The organism is Streptomyces sp. NBC_01808 (assembly GCF_035917395.1).
Classification (GTDB): Bacteria; Actinomycetota; Actinomycetes; order Streptomycetales; family Streptomycetaceae; genus Streptomyces.
Window position 1 is genome coordinate 1,213,646 of the sequence record NZ_CP109072.1, and the last position, 18,539, is coordinate 1,232,184.

13 protein-coding genes, 1 pseudogene and 1 CRISPR repeat array are annotated in these 18,539 nt (G+C 71.0%); of the genes and pseudogenes, 2 read left to right on the forward strand and 12 right to left on the reverse strand.

What is annotated here, in order from left to right; all coding sequences use genetic code 11:
• Window positions 1-74: 74 nt before the first annotated feature.
• Complete coding sequence (locus OG946_RS04970; RefSeq protein WP_326794931.1) at window positions 75-1,298, forward strand: IS701 family transposase; 1,224 nt, start codon at window positions 75-77, stop codon at window positions 1,296-1,298.
• Between the two features lie 191 nt (window positions 1,299-1,489).
• Here OG946_RS04970 and OG946_RS04975 read toward each other — a convergent pair.
• From OG946_RS04975 to OG946_RS05020, 10 genes and pseudogenes are all read right to left on the reverse strand, one after another.
• Window positions 1,490-2,493, reverse strand: a pseudogene (locus OG946_RS04975) (IS5 family transposase).
• A 152-nt stretch (window positions 2,494-2,645) separates the two neighbouring features.
• Complete coding sequence (locus OG946_RS04980; RefSeq protein ID WP_326794932.1) at window positions 2,646-3,746, reverse strand: hypothetical protein; 1,101 nt, start codon at window positions 3,744-3,746, stop codon at window positions 2,646-2,648.
• A gap of 13 nt (window positions 3,747-3,759) precedes the next feature.
• Entirely contained in the window at window positions 3,760-4,197 is a 438-nt protein-coding gene (locus OG946_RS04985; RefSeq protein ID WP_326794933.1) for a hypothetical protein, read from the reverse strand.
• Window positions 4,194-5,606, reverse strand: coding sequence for an RAMP superfamily CRISPR-associated protein (locus OG946_RS04990; RefSeq protein WP_326794934.1), 1,413 nt, complete (start codon window positions 5,604-5,606; stop codon window positions 4,194-4,196). Before OG946_RS04990 ends, OG946_RS04985 begins: the two co-directional genes overlap by 4 nt.
• A complete protein-coding gene (locus OG946_RS04995; protein WP_326794935.1) occupies window positions 5,603-7,027 on the reverse strand; it encodes a type III-B CRISPR module-associated Cmr3 family protein in 1,425 nt (474 codons plus the stop codon). Before OG946_RS04995 ends, OG946_RS04990 begins: the two co-directional genes overlap by 4 nt.
• Entirely contained in the window at window positions 7,020-7,592 is a 573-nt protein-coding gene (locus OG946_RS05000; protein ID WP_326794936.1) for an RAMP superfamily CRISPR-associated protein, read from the reverse strand. The genes OG946_RS04995 and OG946_RS05000 overlap by 8 nt, the downstream gene beginning before the upstream one ends.
• Window positions 7,583-9,097 carry a Cas10/Cmr2 second palm domain-containing protein gene (locus tag OG946_RS05005; RefSeq protein WP_326794937.1) on the reverse strand — a complete coding sequence of 505 codons (1,515 nt, stop codon included), beginning with the start codon at window positions 9,095-9,097 and terminating at the stop codon, window positions 7,583-7,585. The genes OG946_RS05000 and OG946_RS05005 overlap by 10 nt, the downstream gene beginning before the upstream one ends.
• A complete protein-coding gene (locus OG946_RS05010; RefSeq protein ID WP_326794938.1) occupies window positions 9,094-11,217 on the reverse strand; it encodes a TIGR03986 family type III CRISPR-associated RAMP protein in 2,124 nt (707 codons plus the stop codon). The genes OG946_RS05005 and OG946_RS05010 overlap by 4 nt, the downstream gene beginning before the upstream one ends.
• A 607-nt stretch (window positions 11,218-11,824) precedes the next feature.
• On the reverse strand, window positions 11,825-12,034 hold the full coding sequence (locus OG946_RS05015) for a DUF397 domain-containing protein (protein ID WP_326794939.1): 210 nt from the start codon (window positions 12,032-12,034) through the stop codon (window positions 11,825-11,827).
• Window positions 12,031-12,864: a helix-turn-helix domain-containing protein gene (locus OG946_RS05020; protein WP_326794940.1), complete on the reverse strand. Its 834-nt coding sequence runs from the start codon at window positions 12,862-12,864 to the stop codon at window positions 12,031-12,033. The genes OG946_RS05015 and OG946_RS05020 overlap by 4 nt, the downstream gene beginning before the upstream one ends.
• Before the next feature lie 425 nt (window positions 12,865-13,289).
• Here OG946_RS05020 and OG946_RS05025 point away from each other — a divergent pair, with 425 nt between their 5' ends.
• Window positions 13,290-13,664: an ATP-binding protein gene (locus OG946_RS05025; protein ID WP_326794941.1), complete on the forward strand. Its 375-nt coding sequence runs from the start codon at window positions 13,290-13,292 to the stop codon at window positions 13,662-13,664.
• A gap of 99 nt (window positions 13,665-13,763) precedes the next feature.
• Window positions 13,764-14,527: a CRISPR direct-repeat array (repeat unit 29 nt; unit sequence GGGTCCATCCCCGCGTGCGCGGGGAGCAG).
• 237 nt (window positions 14,528-14,764) lie between these two features.
• On the opposite strand, the gene pheT is transcribed toward OG946_RS05025, so the two are convergent.
• On the reverse strand, window positions 14,765-17,293 hold the full coding sequence (gene pheT / locus OG946_RS05030) for a phenylalanine--tRNA ligase subunit beta (RefSeq protein WP_326794942.1): 2,529 nt from the start codon (window positions 17,291-17,293) through the stop codon (window positions 14,765-14,767).
• A complete protein-coding gene (pheS, locus tag OG946_RS05035; RefSeq protein ID WP_326794943.1) occupies window positions 17,293-18,438 on the reverse strand; it encodes a phenylalanine--tRNA ligase subunit alpha in 1,146 nt (381 codons plus the stop codon). The genes pheT and pheS overlap by 1 nt, the downstream gene beginning before the upstream one ends.
• Window positions 18,439-18,539 lie beyond the last annotated feature (101 nt).

Here is an 18,539-nt window from a genome sequence, read left to right on the forward strand (position 1 = left end):
TGCGCGGGGAGCACTATTGCCGACTAGTACTACAGGGCTAGATCTTGATCATGGGGTTGGGAGAGACTTCGTCCATGGCAGCGACGCAAGCCCGTGATCAAGATCTCCCGCAAGGCGCGGTAACCCGTGCTGAATTAGCCGTGTGGAAGCGCGAGTTCACTGCGCTGCGCGAGCGGATCAGTCCGCTGTTCTACCGCCCTGAATCCCGCGAGCACGCCCACCAGTACCTGCGTGGGCTCCTTTCGCCGCTCCAGCGGAAGAACGGCTGGACCATTGCCGAGTTCGCTGGCGCCAAGGAACCCAAGGCGCTCCAGCGGTTCTTGAATCTCACCCCCTGGAGCGCGGACCTGCTGCGGGACCTGACCCGCGACTACGCCATGGAACATTTCGCGGACCCCCGGGGCGTGCTCATCGCCGATCCCACCGGATTCGCCAAGAAAGGGAGGAAGTCGGCCGGGGTCCAGCGCCAGTACTCCGGCTCCCTCGGGCGTATCGATAACTGCCAGATCGGGACATTCCTGGCCTACGCAAACCGCAGCGGCGACCGCGTCCTGATCGATCGGGAGCTGTATTTGCCGCAGGAGTCCTGGTGCGCTGACTTCGAGCGCCGCCGCGAGGCGGGAATCGATGACGAGGTGGTCTTCCGTACCCGTCCGCAGCAGGTCCAGGCCATGATCGAGCGCGCGGTGGCGGCTGGGGTGCCGTTCTCGTGGTTCACGGCGGACGAGGAGTTCGGTCAGAACCGCGGGCTGCGCAGATTCCTGGAAGAAGGCGGCACCGCGTACTGCATGGCCGTTCCGAAGTCCACCGACATCAACACCGGGGGCGTCACCACCAACCCTGATTGCCCGACCCGCTTGGACGTCCTGGCGGCCGGCTTGCGGCCGGGGGACTTCACGCGCCGCGCCTGCGGTATCGGCGCGAAGGGGTTTCGGACCTACGACTGGGCCGTGATCGCCGGGCGCGAGAGACACCTGTATGTGATCCGGCGCAACATCGACAACGGAGAGATCTCCTACTTCCACTGCCACAACCCGCGCCAGGAATCGCTGTCGGAATTGGTCGCGGTCATCGGACTGCGCTGGCCGGTCGAGGAGTGCTTTGAGGCCGCGAAACAGCAGGCCGGGCTGGACAACTACCAGGTGCGCAAGTACGACGCCTGGTATCGCCACATCACCATGTCCATGCTGGCGTTGGCATTCTTGGCGGCGATGGCGCGGGTCGCGAAAAAAAGGGCTCCGCAAGACCGGACGAGCCCAGGAGGCCACGAGTGCACGCACGCCGACTCGCAGCCTTGACCATCGCCGAGGTTCGACGGTTGTTCAACTTGATCGGTTCCGCTCGCACCCTGGTTGACCTCGGGCTTCGCTGGTCGATCTGGCGTCGTGAGCATCAGGCCGAAGCTCGTCGCCATCATTTTCGGAGGCGATTGCCACTCCAGATGATCAAAATCTAGCCCTGTAGTACTAGGACGCGTATTTGGTTGTGATCAACGGGTGGTCCGGGTGAGGTCCTTGAGCCAGATCACCGAGGCGCGCAGGTGGAGTCCGGCGAGGTAGCTTGCGGGTGACTTGTCGTATCGAGTGGCGATGCCTCGCCATGCCTTGAGCTTGTTGATCAGGCGTTCGACGGTGTTCCGCTCCTTGTAGAGGTCGGCGTCGTGGCTGAGGGGCCGGCCTCCTGCGGAGCCCTTCTTCTTCCGGTTGGCGGCCTGGTCCTTCTTCTCCGGGATGACCGCCTTGATGCGGCGTTTGCGCAGGTGGGCGCGGTTTCCACGGGACGAGTACGCCTTGTCCGCGGCGACTGCGCCGGGCCGGGTACGGGGACGGCCGACGGGCCCGCGGACCCGTACCTTCTTGAGCACGGGGATGAACTGCGGGCTGTCGGCGGCCTGTCCCGCGGTCAGGATGAACGCCAGTGGGCGGCACTTCCGGTCGCCGGCAACATGGATCTTGCTGGTCTGTCCGCCCCTGGAGCGTCCGAGCAGAGCGGCCTTCAGCCGGAGTCTGCGTCGGCGCCGGATGCGCCGTCGTTCTTCCCGCTCGGGACCGCCTCCGGCCTCCTGCCCGGTTTGTTCGCCGCAGCCGCCCCCCTTGACCTGGCCTTCTCCGCCTCGGTGGCAGCCTTCTCCAAAGCGGTGAGGACGCCCTCGTCCAGGTGCATCCCGGCAGCGTCGTGGTGGGCCCGCGCCGTGGTGGAGTCGATGCTGACCAGGGACAGGTCTACCTCACCCCGCTTCGCGGCTTCCGCGATCAGGCCCTCCAGCAGGGCATCGAAGACCCCGGCGTCACGCCACTGCCGGAAGCGGTTGTGGACGGTCGACCAGGCGCCGAACTCCACCGGCATCTCCCGCCACTGCCCGCCCGTCTTGAACCGCCAGATCACGCCCTCGAACTGCTGCCGCAGCCGCTCGGGGTACGGGCCGTACTCGCCGATCGGCAGATACGGCGCGATGAACTCCCACTCCGCATCCGTCAGTTGCACTCGCGTCACCCAGGAAGGTCTACCGGTCCAGGCCCTGCCGCGAAGGCAAACCCCGCAGATTGATCACGACGCAATACGCGCCCTAGGGCACTTATCTTGTGGTTCCTCTGGAACTTACCACTTCCGCAAATTCCGGCATATTCCCAAGAACAGGAAAAGACTCATGTTCTTCCCCGCTCGCTCAGGTGCAGCCGGTGCGGTACCAGCGTGACGTCCTCCCGGGCCATCAGCCAGCCGAGGGCGAGGACTATCGGCAGCGGGGCGCTGATGAACAGCCGGGTGGTGATGCCGGGTTGGCCCGTCTCCTCGGCCCAAGTGGCGCGGGCGGTCTGCCAGGACTGGCGGATGTGGGCGGTGACGGCCTCGAAGACCTCGCGGGACTCCGTAAGCGGGCCTGCGGCCTCGACGACGGCGTGGGCGCCGCAGGGGTGGTTGTCGGGTGGGACGTACCCGGTGTGGGAGTGGTCTGTGGATCGCTGGACCTCGCCGGTGGTGGCGACGAAAGTGGCGTCGGCGACCATCGACGTCGACGGGCTGATCCGGACGATCAGCGCCAGCCGGTGCCGGTACCGGGCCGGGCAGTCGGGGTTGGGGACAGGTGCCGGTGCTGCGGCGGCGGTCCCGGCGGGCGTGACCATGTGGCGGGTGATGAGCCGGCATTGGGCTTCGGTGAGCGGATCTTCTAGGTGCAGGCCGAGGGTGATGGTGTGGACGGCCTTCTCGGAGCCGACTGAGGGCACGTGCATGACGTGGAGCGCATGGAACCGGGTGCCGCGCAGGCGTCGGCCCAGCAGGTAGCCGTCGTCCAGGGGCGCCAAGGGATAGAGGGTGACGGAGCCGTCGGGGTCGTTTGCCTGGTGTTCCGCGATCCGGGCGCTGATGAGCTTGGCTGCCAGGTCGACACGGGCGGCGGGATCGAGCGTCACACCGCCCAGGGAGAGCAAGTCGGGGTGAAGCCTCTGCGAGCTGCTGTGATTTCCGTCCGAGGCGTCCTCCAGCCGCCTCAGACGGTCCCGGTCCGGTTGGGGATAGAGGCAGGCCACCACGCCGACGCCGCGGGGACGGCCTAGCGCCCAGCCGCCCACGACGGCGGCGACGGCTGCCACGAAGACGGCGACGAAGACCCACAGGTCACCGGAGAGTTCCTGGAGGATGCTCGGTACGACGCCGACGGCGACGCCGAACGAGGTGGCGACGGTGATCGCCCCGCACCCTTCACGGCTGGTGACGAAGTGCCACAGCTGCCGGTACCAGGGGATCATCCCCGGCCTCCCCTCATATCGGCGTGACGGCGCGGACGAAGGTCGCCGGTGTGGGCCCGGTCAGCTCCAGCAGCTCGAAGTTCAGCCGGTACGCCTCGGGCCGCAGCGGGCCGACCCGGTGGTCGTGCTCGTCCCAGGGGCGGCCGGGCCGTACCCGGACCTCAAGCCCACCGTCGGTGTCGCCGACGTGCAGGACGGCGACGAGCACCTGCGCGCCGTCGAAGCGCAGCCGGGGACAGCGCGAACCGCCGTCGTCCCAGGCCCACAGGTGGGTGGCCAGAGGGGCAGACCCGGGCAGGTCGGCGGCGGTGGCGACGTGGAAGCCGTCCAGATCCGCCCAGGCGCAGGTGGTACCGCCCAGCAGGGCGCGGGCGTCGGCCCAGGGCAGCCGGCCGCGGCGCTCCAGCCGGGCCGGGGTGGGCGTCACGACGTTCGCGGTGGTGGTGTTCACGTGGCGGGCACCTCCTGGGGGACGTGGGCGCTCAGTGCGGCCATGGCGGCGGTACGTTCGGTCTCCAGCCAGCGGGCGGTGTCCTCGGTGGCGGTCAGGGTCCCGAGGCCGCGGGTGGTGCCGCCGCCGATGCCGGTCCGGCCGTCGTGGATGTCGTGGAGCGCGAGTACGAGAGCGGCGCGTACGGGGTCGGGCAGGTCGCCCGCTCGCTGGACGCGCAGGGTGAGGGTGCCGTCTTCGACGACTTCCTCGGTGAACAGCAGGTTGTCGCGGGCGCCGCCGAAGACGCGGTCGAGGGCGACGTGGTTGCGCCGGGGGCAGCGGCCGTTGCGGATGGCGGAGTCGTTGAAGATCAGCGTTCCACGGGCGCCGACGCTGCCGGCTTCACCGGCCGGTTCGCCGCCGTGCTTCCGCCTGCCGGAGAACCCGAACTCGGCGCAGGTGGCGCACTCGCCGCAAGTCCCGTCACCCGCACCACCCCCGGCCGACGCGCAGGTGTCGATGCCCACAGAACGGAAGATGAACTCCACGCGGGCCCGCAGCAGCCCCTTCCAGCTGGTGCCGGGGATCACGGGGGCGTCGTCGTGGTTGAGCAGGACCGGGGCGTAGCCGGTTCTGCCGTGTCCGCGTTGGCGGCGTTCGCCGGTGCCGAGGTGGATCGCGTCGACGATGCGGAAGTGCAGTTCGCGGCCGAAGACCAGCGGGATCTCCGGCGCGCCGCGGGCGTCGCCGGGACGGCCGGCGTCGTAGAGCAGTTCGGCCCGGTCGTCGACGAGGCCGGGCCCGCCGCCCAGCAGCCAGTGCCGTAGTCCTTCGGGGGTGTTCAGGTCGATGGGGCGGTGGTGGATGCTCAGCAGCCGGGCCTGGCCGAGACCGGTGGTACGCCCGCCGCCGAAGCAAGGGCGCCAGGTGCGCAGGAGTGCCAGCAACTCGTCCAGCCGGTCGCTGTCCCCCGCGGCGGCGTCCAGCCGGAGCCAGACGGTGAGCCGGGTGCCGGGTGGGACGACCTCCCGTTCGTGGAGGGTGTTCGCCTCGGCCGCGGCGCGGTGCCTGTCGATGGCGGTGCGGCGGCGCACGGCAGGTTCCAGCGGCCCGTCTTCGTGCGGCACCAGACGGGTTCCCAGCACGCGAACAGGGGACGCGACGGCCGTGGTCCGGTCGCTGCCGTCGTCCGACTGCTCTTTCCGCACCTCGCCGAAGAGCCGGACCTTGCCCGCCTCTTCGGCGACGGCGCCGCGCAGGGCGCCCGCCACGGAGCTTCCCGGTACGTACGGCAAGCCGTCGCCGTCACGGGCGACGGGCAGGTCCGGGGTGAGGACCGACCCGGCGGTCAGCGACTCGGGCGCGGCCACGCCGCCGGGCGAGGTGAACTCCAGTTCCGCCCGCAGAAGATGGATGACGACGGTCATGGCTGCCGCTTCTCCTCGTCCAGCATGTTCAGGAAGCGCAGTGCCGCGAGGGTGCGGTCGAGGACCTGCGGCGACGCGTCCAGCAGCATGCGCTCGATGTCGTCCCGGTCGCCGTCGGGGAGGTCACGCAGCCGAAAGCGGTCGAGTAGGGCTGTGCTCGGCGGCTCGCCCGCCATGCGGCCGGCGGCGTAGGGGCGGAGCTGGTCGGCGAACCACCTGCCGTGGCCCGTACGGTGCAGGGTGCGGGCGTGGCTTTCGACTTCGTCGGGCGCCGCTGCCTGCCCACCGGAGGCGGTGTCCCCCGTGTCCCCCGCGTCCCCGGGGCCGGCGGTGGCAGGTGCCCGCCAGCCTGAGACGGCGGCCTCCACGGCGCCGAAGCCTTCGTTGCGGCGCAGGCCGATCCCGCGTGCGGTCAGCGCCTGCAGCGCTTCCGGCGAGGGCGGCTCGGCGAAGGCCAGGCGCAGCACCGAGCCGGGGCTCAGCGCCAGCTCCGCCGCCTTGGGCAGGCCGGAGGCGGCGTGCCAGCCCCCGACGTGCTCGCGCCTTGCCCACAGTCGGCTCACCTCGGTGATCGGCGTGCCGAGCACGTCGGCAAGCTCGTCGTTGAGGGCGTCACGCACCGCGTCCCGGTCGCCGAGGTCCAGCGGCAGGCCGCTGGGGCAGGTCAGCGCCGCGGGCGAGAGCAGCCTGAGCACGACGGTCGTCGCGGTCTCCGGCGACTCCGGGTGCGCGGGGGCCGCGGCGAAGGAAACCCCACCGCCGGTGCTCCGGCCTCCGCCCATCCGCAGCTTCCTCGGCCGTACGAGCCAGTCCGCCGCCGCCTCTGGCAGGCCGCGGGGCACGATCCGGCCGTGGAACGTGCGGTGTGTCCCGTCGGATTCGCGGTGGGACAGAGCGCGGCGGGTGAACAACTCCTTGTCCTTGGCGACCTGGCTGTCGTCGTCGATCTCCAGGTGGGTGCGCTCTACGTGCAGTTTGCCGGCCCGGCTGCCGAAGAACTCCACCTCGCCCCGCCCGCCGGTCAGCGGTGCGGCCTCGTCGCACAGGCCGCAGTGCGACGGCTCGTCGTCGTCGGCGAACGCCGTGTCGACGTAGGCGTCGGGGGAGCAGCGGTACTTGCAACGTTTGACCGACAGCGGCACGATCCCGGATCCGGCGCCGAACAGCGGACCGTAGCGTACGTCCCCCTCGAACAGGGCGACGAACTCCTCCCGTAGCCGGGGGGAGACCTCCATCGGAAGCCCGTGGTCGCGGATCCACACCGTCGCCAGGGCGCCGCGCAGCACCGAGCCGGGGATGTGGGACCGGGTCTGTGTCGGCGCGGTGCCGGCCGGGCGCACCCCGAGGGCCAGCGGCTGGTGCGCGGTGACGGTCACGTCCAGCATGCCGGACGCGGCGGGTGTGGCGGGCACCTCAGGCATGTTCCCTCCAGCGCGCGGCGAGGAGGCGGAAGCGGTCGATCAGCTCCGGGTCCACCGCGGGTTCCCGCGGCGTGCAGGTCACCCAGCCGAGGCCACGCCGCCGGCCTCCGCCCAACGCGTGTACGCCGGCGGCGGCGCAGGCCAGCACCGTCAGGTGGTCCGACTCACCCAGCTCGGGCCCGGCCACCCGCGGCAGGCGGGTGTGACGGTAGACGGTGAACTCCGCGGCACGGGCCCAGACCTCCTCCCCGTACAGCAGATGGCCGTGCTTTGCCGCGCCGGTCTCCTCGTCCAGCGACACCTGCGCGCGCACGCGGATGCGCGGCGGGGGGTCAGGGAAGGAGGCGCCTTCCCAGGCCCAGGCCGACGGATGCCGGGCGGTGCCGAAGACGGCGTCGGCGATACCCTTCGCGCCCGGCAGCAGCCGTTCGGCGGAGTCGCGCATCAGGCCCTTCAGGGAGGAGGCGGGGAGCAGTTCGTCCGGGTCGACGGCGGCGTCGATACCGGGGCGGCTCCTGCCGGTGGCCACGCGAAAGGGCCCGTGGAAGGTGATCGTCACGCGCACGGCCACCACCTCGCCATCCCCAGCGCGGCCCCCAGCCCTATCCCGCAGGGCGGATCGCCGTCCGGCGGGCCGTCGAGCGGCGGCAGAAAGGGGCGGACGGCCTCCCAGTGCCCGACACGGCGGCTCTCCACCGCGGCGGCGGTGAGGGGACCCCGGTCGCGCAGGACGCCGGCGAGGCGGGCCCGGTGGGCGGGCGGAACCCCGGCCAGCCGGGACAGCGCACGGTCGGCGTCGGCCGGCTCGCCCGCCGGGGTGCGTAGCTGCGCCAGCAGCACCGGACGGTGGCGCGGGGCGTCGGGCCCGTCGGCCGTGAGGTCCAGCCACTGAATGGACGACTGCCGCCCCTTCGCCTCCCGCTTGGCCTCCGCCATCCGGTCGTACGCCGACTCGCGCAGCAGGTTCAGCGGCTCCTTGTGGTGCGAGAAGACCACCCCGGCCGATGCGGTGGGCGGTACGAGCCCGGGACGGCCGGTGCGGGTGCGGTTGCCGTTCAGCCTGTCGACGAGGTCCGCAGTCGCCTCGCGCACCGACGCGTGGAACCGCTGCAGGAAGGTGATCGTGAACTTCCACGCCCAGTCGGCGGGCATGCTCAGCAGTACGTCGTCACCGCCGACGACGTGCGGGATCACGCACAACTGCGCGTAGTCGTATTCGATGTGCAGGTCGTACACCGTCTCCTGCAGCGCATCGCGCGTCGCCTGCGACAGCTTGGCGGACAGCTCCTCCTTGGCCTGCCGGAGCCCGGGGTCCAGGCTCCCCTGCCTGGCGAGTTCGCCGAAGAACTCGCCGAAGGCGTTGCCGTCGGCGGCGACGGTCGCCAGGTGGTTGCCCTCCCCGCCGCCGAGGGCGGCGAGTGCCGGGAACATCTCGGGCGGCCGGTCCAGCCCCAGGTCACGTACGAGGCGGCCCTCGGGGGTTCCGCCGTCGTCGAGCATCGTGTCGCGCGGGATGTTGCGATGCAGACAGTCCGGGCACATCTGCCGCCGGCTGCCGGTGACCGCTGCCTCCCCGGCGGCCGGGCCGACGTGGCACGTACGGCACGGTGCAGCCAGCGGGAACTCCGCCGGCGGAGGCAGGTCGTACCGCACCTCGCCCCGTCCGACACGCGGCTTCATCTGCCGCTGGTAAACCTCCACGTACGACGTGCCCCTGCCCCACACCGAGGTGAACTCCGCGCCCGGAAGGGCTTGGCGCAGGCGGGCGAGGACAGCGTCCTGCACAAGCCGCACCCGGGGCGCGGGATCCTCGTCCGGCGCCACGTCGAACCGCAGGCTGACCACACCGTCCACCTCGCCGGCCTCCGCGTTGACCTCGGCCAGCCCGTCGACCGCGCGCTCCACGGCCTCACGTGCGGTGGCCGCGGCCAGCGTGTGCGAGGCGGCGCGGTGGCCGCGCAGGCTGGACGTGCGGGAGAGGTAGGACTGGACACGGACGACGCCGATGTCGACGTAGACGTGCTCGGGTACGTGCCCGAGCACGTGCCCGGGTTCTGTGGCGGCGGTCATGCGTCACCGCCGTTGCCGTTGAGGGCCTTTGAGTCCTCGACGACCTTCATGCCGAGTTTGGGTGAGTTGGGGGCCGGGAGCTGCTTGTAAGGGGTGCCGCCCTTCCTCCCGTAGGCGCCGGCGGAATCTTTCCAGAAGGCGAAACTCGCCTTGAGCACCCTGGGGTTGCCGAAGTGTTCCTGCGGCCCGGGCAGCCATCCTGCGGGCGGATACCACACGCGGTCGGCCGGTGCCCAGTCCAGCCGCAACACCGGGGCGAGCCGCTTCCACACCTCGCCCAGTTCCTTGGACACCGATCGGCGGAAGGCACCCACCAGGGCGACGGCATCCGCCTCCTCCGGCGGATCGGCCCCCAGATAGCGGCTCTCCGCGCTGTCGAGCGACGCGATCGTGACCCGGGCGGTGCACGTTCCGAACCCCAACGGGCGGCCACCGCCGACCGCCCAGCCGTAGTGAACCGGCCCGGGCCCGTCCGTGCCGTCGTCGGTGCCCAGCAACAAGGACGGGGCCAGCGCGCTGAGCAGGCCGCCCAGCTCGGCCGGGGTGAGGTTCTCGAAGAACACCCGCGATGTGAACACCGAGCCCTGCGGAACGGACTCGGCGGTGGAGACCAGCTTGTTGTCCGCACCGTACAGCTTTCGAAAGGTCCTTTCCCGCTCGCGCTCGGCGTGGAAGTACGGGCGATCCTCCGAGCGGCCGGTCAGCCAGTAGTGCTTACGTCCGCGAAGCTGCCGCCGGCCGTTCTCGTCCCGCGCGCCCCATTCGCGTAGCGGCGGGTCGTTCTCCGTCTCCGCGGTCCTGTTCTCCAGCTTCGTCTCGTTGCGCGCAAGATAGAACTGCCCGGCACCCGGCCGCGGCGAACCCATCGGGGGCAGGTGACGGACCTCCGGCCTCAGGGCCGACCGCGGGACGGCGTCGGAGAACCGGACATGACCGCGATAAGCGTCCTGACGCGCTGCGCCCTGGCCGTCCTTGTCGTTCCGGCCGCCGGAGTCCACCGATCCGAAGAGGCGGCAACTGGGGCACAGCGCCCGGGAGTCGGAGCAGGCGTCCCGCAGGTGTTCCGGCACCCGCTCCCGGGCCTCGCCTGTGCCCTGGTGCCGCCAGACGGCCGCCAGTGAGACCTCCTTGAGGAGGACTTTCTCGCCGGTGAGTTCCGCCCGTACCCACACCACCTGGCCTTCGCGGAGTTCTTGCGCCGCCCGGTCGCGGTGGCCGAGTAGGGCGTCATCATCGTGTGGGTGGGTGACCGGGACCTGACCCTTCCCGGCGCTCCCGGGGTTCTGCCGCGCTTCCTGGACGTCGCGGGTGCCGTTGACGGCAGCCAGGTAGTTGTGCCAGGTCTCGTCGTCGACGACCGCGTCGCGGACCGGTCCCACCAACTCCCCTGTAGCGCAGAAGTAGCGCCCCCGGATCTTTCCCGGGCCATCGGCGTCGGGGTTCTTGCGCGTCTTCTTCCGGGTGCCGGCATGGGTGACCAGCACCACCACGTCACCGTCCGCCGCCTGCCGCACCGCGGCACCCCGGCTGCGGAGCTCCCACCGCCCCAGACCCGACTTCTCCACTACCCCGGCCAGCTCCACCCGTAGTCCGGAGCGGAGTTCGTCCGGGCCGCCGAGTCCCCGGTGCAGGATCTCGGAGTCGACCCACACCGTCCTCTCCCGGCAGAGGCGCAGCCGCGCGGGAGCGCCCTTCTCGTCGACCTCGGTGATCAACGCCAGTCGCCATCCGGCGTCCTGCTTCGTGACGTGATTCCGGTAGCCGGGCCGGAAGGAACCGTTGAACACCCGCAGGCAGCCACCGGCGATCGTTTCGTGCAGCGACCGGATCGTGCCCGCCAGCGACGAACCGGGGATATACGGCTGCGGCTCCTCGTACCCGGGAACGTGACGTCGCGGGAACGTGCCGTCGCCGTCGCCGTCATCGTCGTAGACGTTCCGCAGCAGCAGCGGACTACGCGCGGTGATCTCCACATCGAGGGCGCCGCTCAGTCGGCCGCGCGCCAGTTGACCGTGCCCGGCGGGCCTGCTCCGCCATGCGGCGCCGGGCTCGCCCTTGGGTAACGGGACGAACGTGTACGGGTTGACAAACTCGTCCCGCCCGACCGATGCCGCTGCCACAGGCCCCCCTGCTGGATGGATGGTGGGTAACGCGGGGACCAATCAAGCCGGTTGAGTACGGCGACCGCAAGTCGGCCGGGGCAAGGCCAGCCAATTTGGTGATGGAGGAGCAGCCCCGGGCTGGCGTTGCTCCGCCGGCAAGCCGCCTTGGGCGATCCCCGCGTATGCGGGGAGCACAGTCGCGGTCGACAAAACGCTCGCGCCACTCCAGATTCCAACCCCGCCGTGCGCGGGGAGCAGGTCAGGACCTCGTAGGAGTCGTAATCCACGCCGGATCCATCCCCACGTGCGCGGGGAGCAGAAGGCGATGGTCCCCGACGTAATGCGCCACCGGGGCCCATCCCCGCATGCGCGGGGAGCAGCCACCCTGTACCGGATGACAGGCGATCGACATGGCATCCATCCCCGCGTGAGCGGGGAGCAGGAGACCAGCCATCTCCAGAGCTCATCCGACGAGAGTCCATCCCCGCATGCGCGGGGAGCAGTGTACGGACCGGCAGACGCTGCTGCTGCTGGTGGGTCCATCCCCGCGTGCGCAGGAGCAGCTAAGCGACCTCCGTCGCCGCCTTCCTAGCGAGGGCCGGTCGTTCGGGTCTGTATCAGTGGCTCAGGCGGTGAACTCCCCGCCCTTGACGGCGGCGACGAAAGAGGCCCAGCCGTCCGCCGAGAAGACGAGCGCCGGACCGTCCGGGTCCTTCGAGTCCCGTACCGGCCTGATGCCGGGGAAGTCGTCGGAGACCTCGACACAGTTCGCGTCTCCCCCGTTGCTGTAGCTGCTCTTGCGCCACCGCGCGGCGCTCAGGTCGGTGTTACTCATGATCCAGCATCCTCCATGATGGTCCTGATGAAGTCGTGTGAGGCTGACGGCGGAAGGGCCACGTCTCGTAGCTGATCGTATGACAGCCGGTACTGGGCCACCTCTTTCGCGTCCTCCACCAGGTCCCCCGACTTGCTGCCCTCCAGGTAGGCAACGCCCATCCCGTCCGCCTGCCACAGCAGCGAAAGGGAACCGCCCAAGAGGTCGTGGACGCCGGCGGTGAAGGGGAGGACCTGGATCACGGTGGAAGGCCGCTCGGCGGACTCCAAGAGGTGGGCAAGCTGTCCAGCCCATACCTTCGCGTCCGCGGTGGGCCTCCTGAGCGCGGCTTCGTCCAGGATCACGCGAAGGCTCGGGGGCGGCTCCCGCTGCAGCAGTTCTTGGCGGCTGAGTCGCAAGGTCACCTGCTCCTCCAGCCAGTCTGTCTCCCCGTGGTTTGGAGAGGACGACAGAACGGCGCGCGCGTAGTCCTCGGTCTGGAGAAGCCCGGGGATCGCGGTCATGTACTTGTGCATGATCACCGCCCCCTCCTCGTACCGGATGAACAGCTTGTACCTGTTCACGATGACGCTGTTCCGCGCGGACTTCCAGAGCTTCACCAGCAATCTGTCTGTGCCGTAGTAGCTGTCCAGGTCTTCCATGACCGGGCGCTTTGAAATGCGTTCGCCGTTTTCGAGTCGATTTAGGTAGCTTCGCTCGTATCCCGTGTCTTCCGCGAGTTGTGAGAGAGACTTGCCCGCTTTCTTCCTCAGCGTGACTAGCGCGTGAGCCAAGGTCTCGCGTGCGTCTTGCTTCTCCTGGTCTGCGCCATCGCCTGCCTGTTCGGACATGCCGTCTCCCGTTGTTGCCTGCCGCTGCGGCAACGCCCGACGGGCGTCAAGTCGCCACTTCACGGTGATGGTTGGGATACGCAGAGTAGTACCCGGCAGGAAGCCGGGGACACACGAGAGACCCCCCGCGGAGATTCGGTATGACGACGGCAGGCAGCCAGGCAGCGGATGGGCAGTCCCCCGCCCCGTCCCCTTGCGCCCCAGTGACAGACGGGGAACCGTCTGAGCCCTCAACGACGACCTCCCGGCGGCAACCGAGGAGGGAGTCACGGGTTTACCGCGGCGGACCGGGAGGTTCGGCGTCTGCCGCTACACCCGCAGACCCGCACGGTTCCGGGCGGGAGGAGGCACCGAGGGAGACGAAGACGGACCTCGACACGGCTCCCACCCAGCACGGGGCAGCTACCAGGGCCACGCATGCGCGCATGTTCGCCCGCAGTGCCGCGTCGGTCTACAAGGCGCGCGACTTCGCCGCCACCGTGGTCGGCATGGGCGACCGCACCGACGACATCCGCGTGTGCGTCTCGGAACTCGCGACGAACGCGCTCCAGCACACACCCGTCGGCCGCCGTTTCCTCGTACGGATCATCTTCAACGAGGGCGTCGTACGTATCGAGGTACACGACGCCGGTGACGGCACCCCGCGCCTGTGTACGCCCGCGGATACCGACGACCGCGGGCGCGGCCTGATGCTCGTCTCCGCGTTCGCGGACGATTGGGGGGTGTCTGACCGCTCCGGCCCCGGCAAGTTGGTTTGGGCGGAGTTCAAGATCCAGACCGCCGCGGAGACGTCGTATTGACGGCCCGTGCGGGGGTGTCAACGGTCCCTGAAAGCTGACCCTCTACGGGAACCCAAGACACCCGGGTCCGTCTTCAGGGAACCGGGACACGATGTGCCGGAGGCCATCCCCGCGTGCGCGGGGAGCAGCGGCGGGCGGCGTTCTTCCGGGCCTGGTTCGGGGGTCCATCCCCGCGTGCGCGGGGAGCAGTTCTTCATGGGCCTGACGATGGCCGCGCTGCTGGGTCCGTCCCCGCGTGCGCGGGGAGCAGGGGAATCCGGCAGTTCCTGGACATCGGTACGGGGGTCCATCCCCGCGTGCGCGGGGAGCAGGGAGTTCGGAGGTGGGCGATGAGCCTGGAGCCGGGTCCATCCCCGCGTGCGCGGGGAGCAGGTGCCGGGAGATCCATTTCAGGCGCTTCGGCCAGGGTCCATCCCCGCGTGCGCGGGGAGCAGGATCTGCGGGAGTTGGTCGGCGGCGACACCAGGGGGTCCATCCCCGCGTGCGCGGGGAGCAGTCCGCTCGCGTCTCGGCCACGTTCGCGGCATCGGGTCCATCCCCGCGTGCGCGGGGAGCAGCGTGCCGCTGACCGGACACTCCGCACGGGCCGGGGGTCCATCCCCGCGTGCGCGGGGAGCAGCCCCCGCCGCTGCCGCCGCCGGGGTCGCACTGGGGTCCATCCCCGCGTGCGCGGGGAGCAGCCTCCAGAACCTCCCCGACGCCGGATGAGATTGGGTCCATCCCCGCGTGCGCGGGGAGCAGATGCTGGAGCGGGCCACCGATTGGCGCGGCGCGGGTCCATCCCCGCGTGCGCGGGGAGCAGTCGTAGAGATGGAGTTGGTAGAAGAGGCTAGTGGGTCCATCCCCGCGTGCGCGGGGAGCAGTCTTGCTGACCTGGGTGTTTACCGGGCGGGGAGACCGTCCTGAGCAACAAATGAAGATTCGGACATTTCCACCATCTGTCGAGCGAGGAGTGTGCGCACGGTTCAACTCTTTACGCCATGCTACGAACTCAGCTTCAACCGAGTGGGCGGGACCGCACGCCGAACTCAAGCGCCCGGCCCGGTGACCACCGGGCCGCACGACGGTACGGGGCCCGTACCGTCGCGCGGCTGCCCCGGTCACGCCCCGCGCAGCACCGCGCCCGCCTCCTCGGCGGCCCTGGCCACCGCGGCGTCCCGGGCGGCGCCCGCCTCCTCGGCGGTCAGCGTGCGGTCGGCGGCGCGGAAGCGCAGCGCGTAGGCGAGCGACTTGCGGCCCTCGCCCACCTGCTCGCCGGTGAAGACGTCGAACAACCGCACCGACTCCAGCAGCTCCCCGGCCCCCGCGCGCAGCGCCTCCGCGACCTTCGCCGCCGGCATGTCCGCGGCCACGACCAGCGCCACGTCCTGCGTCGCCACCGGGTACGTGGAGATCCGCGGCGCCTGCAGCGGTCCGCCGCCGGCGATCTCCAGCAGGTCGAGCGAGACCTCCATCGCGCAGGTGCGCTCCGGCAACTGCAGCGCCTTGACCACCCGCGGGTGCAGCTCGCCGGCGTGGCCGACGACCCGCCGCTCGCCGTCCACGACCGCGACCAGCGCGGCGCACCGGCCGGGGTGCCACGGCGCGTGCCGGTCGGGCTCCGCCGCCAGCTCCGCACCCGCCTCCCGGGCCACGGTCCGGGCCGCCTCCACCGCGTCCGCCCAGTCCGCCGGGCGGCCCTGGCCCCACCAGCCGGCCCGCTCGCGGGCGCCGGCGAGGACGACGGCGGCGCGGCGCGGCTGCTTGGGCAGGGCGGTGTCGAGCCGGGCGATCTCCTCGTCGGTGGGCCGCCGGTCGACGGGCAGCCGCACCGGCGCGGTCTCGTAGCCGGAGGGCCGGAAGACCAGGCCGGTCTCGAAGAGCGCCAGGTCCGCGGCGCCCCGGCCGTGGTTGCGGCGCAGGGCGGTGAGCAGCCCGGGCAGCAGCGTGGTGCGCAGCGCCGGCTCCTCGTCGCTCAGCGGGTTGACGAGGGTGACCGTACGGCGGCGGGCGTCGTCCGGCTCCAGGCCGAGGGCGTCGAGCGCCGCCTCGCTCAGGAACGGGTAGTTCAGCACCTCGACGTAGCCGGCACCGGCCAGCGCCCGGCCGGCCCTGCGGTGCAGTCGCTGCCGGCCGGTCAGACCGCGGCCGGCGGGCGGCCGGGGCAGCGTGGACGGCAGGTTCTCGTAGCCTTCGAGCCGGATGACCTCCTCGGCGAGGTCGTTCGGCAAGCTCAGGTCGGGGCGCCAGGACGGCACGGTGACGGTCAGCTCGTCGGCACCGTAGACGTCGCAGCCGACCTCCTGGAGCCTGCGCACCACGGTCTCGCGCCCGTACGTCACGCCCGCCACCAGGTCCGGGTGGTCGGCCTTCATCCGCACGGTACGCGGCCCGCGGGGCGCGGTGACCCCGGTCACGCCCGCCTCGGCGGAGCCGCCGGCGAGCAGCACCAGCAGGTCCACGGTGCGCTGCGCCGCGGCCGGTCCTGCCTCCGGGTCGACGCCGCGCTCGAAGCGGCGCGACGCCTCGGAGGTGAGGCGGTGGCGGCGCGAGGTGCGGGCGATGGAGACCGGATCGAAGTGCGCGGCCTCGATGACGATGTCGGTGGTGCCCGCCACGGAGCCGAGCAGGTGGTCGCGTACCTCGGCCTCGGCGATCTCGGTGTCGGCGCCGCCCATCACCCCGGCCAGCCCGATCGGACCGCGGTTGTCGGTGATCAGCAGGTCCTCGGGGTCGAGGGTGCGCTCGACGCCGTCGAGGGTGGTGAGCTTCTCGCCGGGGGCCGCGCGGCGGACGCCGAGGGGGCCGTCGAGCCGGTCGCGGTCGTAGGCGTGCAGCGGCTGGCCGATCTCCAGCATCACGTAGTTGGTGACGTCCACGGCGAGCGAGATCGGGCGCATGCCGGCCTTCTGCAGCCGGCGCTGGAGCCAGATCGGCGAGCGGGCCTCGGGGTCGACGCCGGTGACGACGCGGGCGGTGAACCGGTCGCAGCCGCGCAGGTCGTCGACCTTGACCTCGTAGCCGTAGTCGTTCGGCGGGCGCACGTCGAGCAGCGCCGGGTCGCGCAGCGGCAGGCCGTAGGCGATGGCGGTCTCGCGGGCGACGCCGCGCAGGGACAGCGCGTAGCCGCGGTCGGGGTTGACGGCGATGTCCAGGACCTCGTCGTTCAGCTCCAGCAGCGCGATCGCGTCGGTGCCCGGCTCGTACTCGGGCGGCAGCACGAGGATGCCGTCGTGGTCGTCGCCGATGCCCAGCTCACGCACCGAGCAGATCATGCCCTCGGAGACCTTGCCGTACGTCTTGCGGGAGCCGATCTTGAAGCCGCCGGGCAGCTCGCCGCCGGGCAGGATGACCACGACCTTGTCGCCGACGGCGAAGTTGCTCGCGCCGCAGATGATGTTCTGCGGCTCCCCCGTGCCGTTGGCGCTGCCGACGTCGACCTGGCAGTAGCGGATCGGCTTCTTGAACTCCGTCAGCTCCTCGATCGCCAGCACCCGGCCGACGACCAGCGGGCCCGTCAGGCCCGCGCCGAGCCGCTCGACGGTCTCGACCTCCAGGCCGGCGCTGATCAGCCGGGCCTGGACGGCGCGGCCGGTCTCGCCGGCCGGCAGGTCGACGTACTCCCGCAGCCACGAAAGCGGGACTCGCATCAGATCTCCATCCCGAACGGCCTGGTGAAGCGCACGTCACCCTCGACCATGTCTCGCATGTCCTCGACGTTGTGGCGGAACATCAGCATCCGCTCGATCCCGAACCCGAACGCGAACCCGCTGTAGCGCTCCGGGTCGATGCCGCAGGCGACCAGCACCTTCGGGTTGACCATGCCGCAGCCGCCCAGCTCGATCCAGCCCTCGGAGCCGCAGGTGCGGCAGGGCCGGTCCGGGTTGCCGACGGACTCGCCGCGGCAGACGAAGCAGACCATGTCCATCTCGGCGGACGGCTCGGTGAACGGGAAGTGGTCCGGGCGCAGCCGGGTCCGCATGCCCTCGCCGAAGAGCGAGGAGACCATGTGGTCGAGGGTGCCCTTGAGGTCGGCCATCGTCAGGCCCTCGTCCACGGCCAGCCCTTCGACCTGCATGAAGACGGGGGTGTGGGTGGCGTCCAGCTCGTCGGTGCGGTAGACGCGGCCGGGACAGATCACGTAGACCGGCGGCTCGCGGTCGAGCATGGTGCGGATCTGCACGGGCGAGGTGTGGGTACGCAGCACGACGCCGGACTCGTCGTCGCCCTGCCGCTCCCCCGCGCCGTCGCCCTGCGGGCTCCGTACGAAGAAGGTGTCCTGCTCGCTGCGCGCGGGGTGGTCGGGCGCGATGTTGAGGGCGTCGAAGTTGAACCACTCCGCCTCGACCTCGGGGCCCTCGGCCACCTCCCAGCTCATCGCCGTGAAGATGTCCTCGATGCGCTCGGAGAGCGTGGTCAGCGGGTGCCGGGCGCCGGCGGGCGAGCGGTCGTACGGCAGCGTGACGTCCACCGCCTCCTCGACCAGCACGCGGGCGTCGCGCTCCGCCTCCAGTTCCTCCTGCCGCCGCTTGAGCGCCTGGCCCACCTCGCCGCGGGCCCGGCCCACGCGCTTGCCCGCGTCCGCCTTGGCGTGCGGCGGCAGGGCGCCGATCTCGCGGTTGGCCAGCGCCAGCGGCGAGCGGTCGCCGGCGTGGGCGATCTTCACCTCGCGGAGCTCTGCGAGGTCACCGGCCGCGGCGATGGCGGCCAGCGCCCCGTCGCGCACCCGGTCGATCTCTTCCGGTTTCAGTGCCTCGACCTCGACAGGGTCGTACGACTTGTTCGGTGCCGACATCTCTTCCCGTACTTCCGATTGGCTGGCTGCGCCCCGACCCGGCGGCCGCGGCGGTGTCGGCGAACGAGGTCGCCGAAGGGCCGGGGGTCGAGTCTACGGGC